The 4091-nt window shown below is 52.0% G+C and carries 8 protein-coding genes; 4 read left to right on the top strand and 4 right to left on the bottom strand.

The features are described 5' to 3' along the window. Positions 1-670: tyrosine-type recombinase/integrase (locus Xbud_RS18405; protein WP_145956671.1), on the top strand; the 670-nt coding region annotated here is incomplete at its 5' end. Between the two features lie 188 nt (positions 671-858). Here the strand turns inward: Xbud_RS18405 and Xbud_RS18395 are convergent. Beyond that, positions 859-1137 carry a hypothetical protein gene (locus Xbud_RS18395; protein ID WP_145956670.1) on the bottom strand — a complete coding sequence of 93 codons (279 nt, stop codon included), beginning with the start codon at positions 1135-1137 and terminating at the stop codon, positions 859-861. Positions 1138-1241: 104 nt separating this feature from the next. Further along, complete coding sequence (locus Xbud_RS19985) at positions 1242-1448, bottom strand: hypothetical protein (protein WP_169923114.1); 207 nt, start codon at positions 1446-1448, stop codon at positions 1242-1244. A 316-nt stretch (positions 1449-1764) separates the two neighbouring features. On the opposite strand from Xbud_RS19985, the gene Xbud_RS18390 reads away from it, so the two are divergent. After that, positions 1765-2091: a hypothetical protein gene (locus tag Xbud_RS18390; protein ID WP_211283553.1), complete on the top strand. Its 327-nt coding sequence runs from the start codon at positions 1765-1767 to the stop codon at positions 2089-2091. Next, the gene (locus Xbud_RS18385; protein WP_145956669.1) at positions 2081-2449 is read left to right on the top strand and encodes a hypothetical protein; all 369 of its coding nucleotides are present in this window, start codon (positions 2081-2083) and stop codon (positions 2447-2449) included. Before Xbud_RS18390 ends, Xbud_RS18385 begins: the two co-directional genes overlap by 11 nt. A gap of 68 nt (positions 2450-2517) precedes the next feature. On the opposite strand, the gene Xbud_RS18380 is transcribed toward Xbud_RS18385, so the two are convergent. Together Xbud_RS18380 and Xbud_RS18375 are read right to left on the bottom strand one after the other, a co-directional pair. Continuing rightward, a complete protein-coding gene (locus tag Xbud_RS18380; protein WP_099137447.1) occupies positions 2518-2838 on the bottom strand; it encodes a SymE family type I addiction module toxin in 321 nt (106 codons plus the stop codon). A 73-nt stretch (positions 2839-2911) separates the two neighbouring features. Continuing rightward, positions 2912-3319: a helix-turn-helix domain-containing protein gene (locus tag Xbud_RS18375; RefSeq protein WP_099137446.1), complete on the bottom strand. Its 408-nt coding sequence runs from the start codon at positions 3317-3319 to the stop codon at positions 2912-2914. A gap of 111 nt (positions 3320-3430) precedes the next feature. Between Xbud_RS18375 and Xbud_RS18370 the strand changes: the two genes are divergently transcribed. Then, the coding region (locus Xbud_RS18370) for a CHC2 zinc finger domain-containing protein (protein WP_244590037.1) at positions 3431-4091 on the top strand (661 nt) is incomplete at its 3' end.

Raw genomic sequence — 4091 nt, 5'->3', positions numbered from 1 at the left:
GGTGCTGGACAGCCTTGACGACCCCAGTGTGCTGGGGCTGCGCAACCGGGTGATGCTGGAAGTGCTCTGGAGCAGTGGCATCCGGCGTATGGAGCTGCGCCAGCTCCGGCGGGGGGATATCGACGTCGAACGCGGGGCGGTGGTGATCAATCAGGGCAAAGGCAATAAAGACCGGGTGGTGCCCATCGGTGAGCGGGCGCTAAGCTGGCTGAAACGTTATCTGGTGCATGTCCGGCCACAGCTGGCTGAGGTGTATGACAGTGGCTACCTGTTTATCTCGCAGAAGGGCAGGCCGCTCAGTCCGGGGCACCTGACGCACATCGCGGGCAAAGCCATCCGGCAGCAGGCCCGACTGGACAAGCCGGGCGCCTGTCACCTGTTCCGGCATTCAATGGCGACGCAGATGCTGGACAACGGTGCCGATATCCGCCATATCCAGGCGATGCTGGGACATGAGAAGCTCAACACGACCCAGGTCTATACGCGGGTTGCCATCAAACAGCTCAAGCAGGTTCACAGCCAGACCCATCCGGCCGAGCGTAACACCCAAACCCAGCCGGAAGCAGACAGTCATACCGAACCGCCAAAGAGTAGCTCAGGCGGTGCCAGCGGAGAACCTGACACAGACCCGAAACCACAGCGCAGCGGACAGCCCGATCTCCCCCGTTGAGTCTGCTGGGTTCCGTGCAGGGGCAGACCGTGGCCGGACTGCCCGTCAGCTTCAGTGTCTGCGGGGGTACGTGGGCAATGGCCGGCCTGAGCCACGATGCCCCCGTTCAGACCGTGCAGGCCGCCCAAAGCCCACTCAACATAATGTGGGGGAATTATACGCCCCTCACCGGGCTGTAATGCAGCCAGTCAAAAGCCTCGGTGAGCGGTTCGCAGCGTATAATATACATTATGTCTGCGCCCCCGCTGGTCGGCATCGCCGGGTGTGACGCACAAGGCTGCGCCTTCTGCTGTCAGCGTCTGAGCACCAGCTTGGCAAGCACCGCGCCGAACCGGAACACCGTGCCCCATCCGGCATCTAACCCGCTTCTTCTTTAGCTGCCTTGCCACCGTCCGGCAAACACCCCTGAAGGCAGGTCGGCCTGCGGCCTCCGCGGTTTTACCTCCCCCGCCCCGACCCTGCTGCACTGGCTGCGCCCGGCTCGCAGTCGCTGCGCTCCTCGCTCGTTGCCGTGCTCGCCATCGCCGCCCCGTGCCGCCCCCGCAGGGGGCTTCCCTTGAATAACGCGTAGTCATGCAAAACCGTGCCAGAACCAGAGCCACCGTGCCCCAGAGCGTCGCAGTGCGCCGCTGGCAGGCTCTGTGCCGCCCGCACCCGCAGAACGTGCGCCCGCCGCCCAGGACAAGCTGGGCGACGTTCGCCCGTTGCCGAAAATGAAAAACATCACAAAATCAGTCTGTTCAGTTAATAACAAGGAAAAAGGGGCGCTATACTGCACAACAGATTACAGTGGTAGCAGGGCAAAAGCGCACCGGGGCAAACGGATTAAACAGCCCAAAAGTGCACATCGGCATTTTAGGCTCACGGATGTGGGCTAAACGGGTAAAAACGGTTCTTTAACAAGCTGATAATCAAGGAAAAAATCGCTTAAAAAAGTATAACCGCACCGGAACCTGCCCTAAGACCCGATAGGGTTGCTGGGCGGGTTTAACCCGTATGGCTATGTGCATAATCCCACGGGTTGGGTTGACCCACTGGGATTACAGCTTATTAGCCCAAAAACTGTTCTCTATTCTCAAAACGACATTAATCCTATGTTTGACGACGGTAGAAATATTAATGATTTAAAACATAGACTTATTAGAGATCCATCCTACATAAATCGGGTTGAGCCAATTCGTAAGGTGAGAATAAAAGATTTGCCTGTTAATACGCAGGAAAGACTTATATCACAAGGAGCGCATAAAGATTCTGTATTCAGTTTAGATAACCGCAGACTATATGCAGCAAAAGAAGCAGGTATATCGAAAATACCATCTAGATGGGCAACCCCAGAAGAATTAAACCAAATAAATCTTGATCGTAGATTCTCCTCGGAAGATGGCGGTAAATCTATTCAGGTTAGAAAATGTGGCGGATAAAATGAAAACTAGAGCTATAGAAACAATATATGGAATTATATATTCAAGAAATGCACTTATTCTTACTGACGTAGAATTAAATATGGCTCCATTCAGCGCTAAAGTAAATGCGTCATTATCACTGTCAGGATGTAGGCCTCAATTAAAAGATAAGCAACCTATAGATATTTCCTTTAAGTTTTATGATATTGAATTTATTAAGATATATATGATAAATAATTATCCATATGAGAAATATTCATCTTCAAGTTTTGATGAAATTGAAGAAGGTCATCGTTTAGGAAACAAAAGATATGTGTTAAGCACCTATGACCATGTTTTTGATGTTGTAGGCAAGTGTGAAATAGTAACTAAATAAAATATAAAGCCGGAAGAATGAATGATCTTCCGGCTTTTTCCTTTTTTAGAGCCGCTCAACCCCTGCCCTTAGTTGCTGTTGTAGTCGCCTATCAGCTCCCGCATTCTCAGCTTAATTTCACTGATTTGCTCTCGCTGGCGTTGGTATTGCTGTTTGAGGCTGTTAGTTTCGTCGCTGTCGGGGATTAGCACCAGACAGCCGTCCATAATTTTAACGGTGAGTGTGCCGCCAATATCAAACCCCGCGGCCTTAAGCCACTGCCCTTTAAGATGGATGGCGGGCGGGGCTTTGGCCTTGTTATTTTGCGGCACGTATCCCACGGTGTAATAACGTTCGGTTTTTGTAGCTTTATTTACTGCACGGTTTTGCTTAGAATGCGCCTTAGCCATCATTCAACTCCTAACTAGTTGGTTGTGGTCAGCAGGGTTTAAAGGTGCCAGCCTTTAAACCCTGTGTTATTTATCAGTCTGTTACTTTTGCCTGAGTTATCAGAGCGTTTAGCATCTCTGAAATCATCTTTTGTTTTGCCTTGGGTAAACCATCAATCTCTTCAATCTGCTGCTGCCACTTGGGGGCCGGGCCACGTTTACGGCTGACTTTTTCCGGCTCCTCACCGAATAAATCTTCCAATGAAACTGAAAATACTTTTGCCACAATAGGTAGTGAAGAAACCTTTATTCTTCGCCGCCCTGCTTCCCATGCCTGTACCGTCTGTTGTGAAACGTTAAGCTTCTGTGCCAGTTCAGCCTGAGTTATCCCACGTTCTTTGCGTAACACGGTGATCCGTTCGCCTAATGCAATGAAAAAATCGCGTTCTTCGTTACTGATAGCCATAGCTGTTACCGTTCTTGAATGTAATAAGACAGCCATAACTTACCTCATGTTTTACTACTATATGTTGTACATACTACAATATGTGGTATATTGATGTCGAGTTATTTTTACCCAAACCCTATTGACACGTTTTGAAGGATTATCGACATGGCTCGCATCCCGGAAGCAGAATTACAGCACCTGAAAGCCGCCGTCTCCTTAGTGGCTATTATCGAGCAGCAGGGACGGCAGCTGGTTAAGCGTGGTAAAGACATGACCGTGCTGTGCCCGTTCCATCAGGAGAGAACGCCCTCGATGGTGATTACCCCGTCGAAAAATCTCTATCACTGCTTTGGCTGTGAGGCGGGCGGGTCGGTGCTGGACTGGGTGATGCAAACCGAAGGGCTGAGCCTGCGCCATGCCGTGGAACGCTTACGCGCGGTGCTGGGGCACAATCCGGCGGTTGAGCCACTGGTGCAGCCTGCGGAGCTGGCCGATGAGACCCTCGGGCAACAGGTGTTACTGTCACGGGTGGTTGCGTTTTATCATCATACGCTGCTCAATGCGCCGGAAGCGCAGGCCTATCTGGCGAAGCGGCGGCTCAATCATCCTGAATTAGTCGCGCAGTTTAAGCTGGGCTTTGCCAACCGGACACTCGCTTACCGCCTGCCCCCGAAAAAGGTAAAAGCCGGCGAGGAGATCCGCCGCCGCCTGCGGGCGGTCGGGGTGTTGCGGGAGAACGGGCGTGAGCATCTGCGCGGCTCGCTGGTTGTGCCGGTGATGGATGCACAGGGACAAATCCATGAGTTGTACGGGCGCAAAATCGGTG

It is taken from the genome of Xenorhabdus budapestensis (genome assembly GCF_002632465.1).
Taxonomy (GTDB): domain Bacteria; phylum Pseudomonadota; class Gammaproteobacteria; order Enterobacterales; family Enterobacteriaceae; genus Xenorhabdus; species Xenorhabdus budapestensis.
Note: the sequence above shows the minus strand (reverse complement) of the source record. Positions and strands in the feature narration are given on the sequence as shown.

What these genes read in the sequence shown, in the direction of transcription:
- Xbud_RS18390 (WP_211283553.1), top strand. Translation starts at nt 1,765, where the DNA reads ATGTTTGACGACGGTAGAAATATTAATGATTTAAAACATAGACTTATT.
- Xbud_RS18380 (WP_099137447.1), bottom strand. Translation starts at nt 2,838, where the DNA reads ATGGCTAAGGCGCATTCTAAGCAAAACCGTGCAGTAAATAAAGCTACA.
- Xbud_RS18375 (WP_099137446.1), bottom strand. Translation starts at nt 3,319, where the DNA reads ATGGCTGTCTTATTACATTCAAGAACGGTAACAGCTATGGCTATCAGT.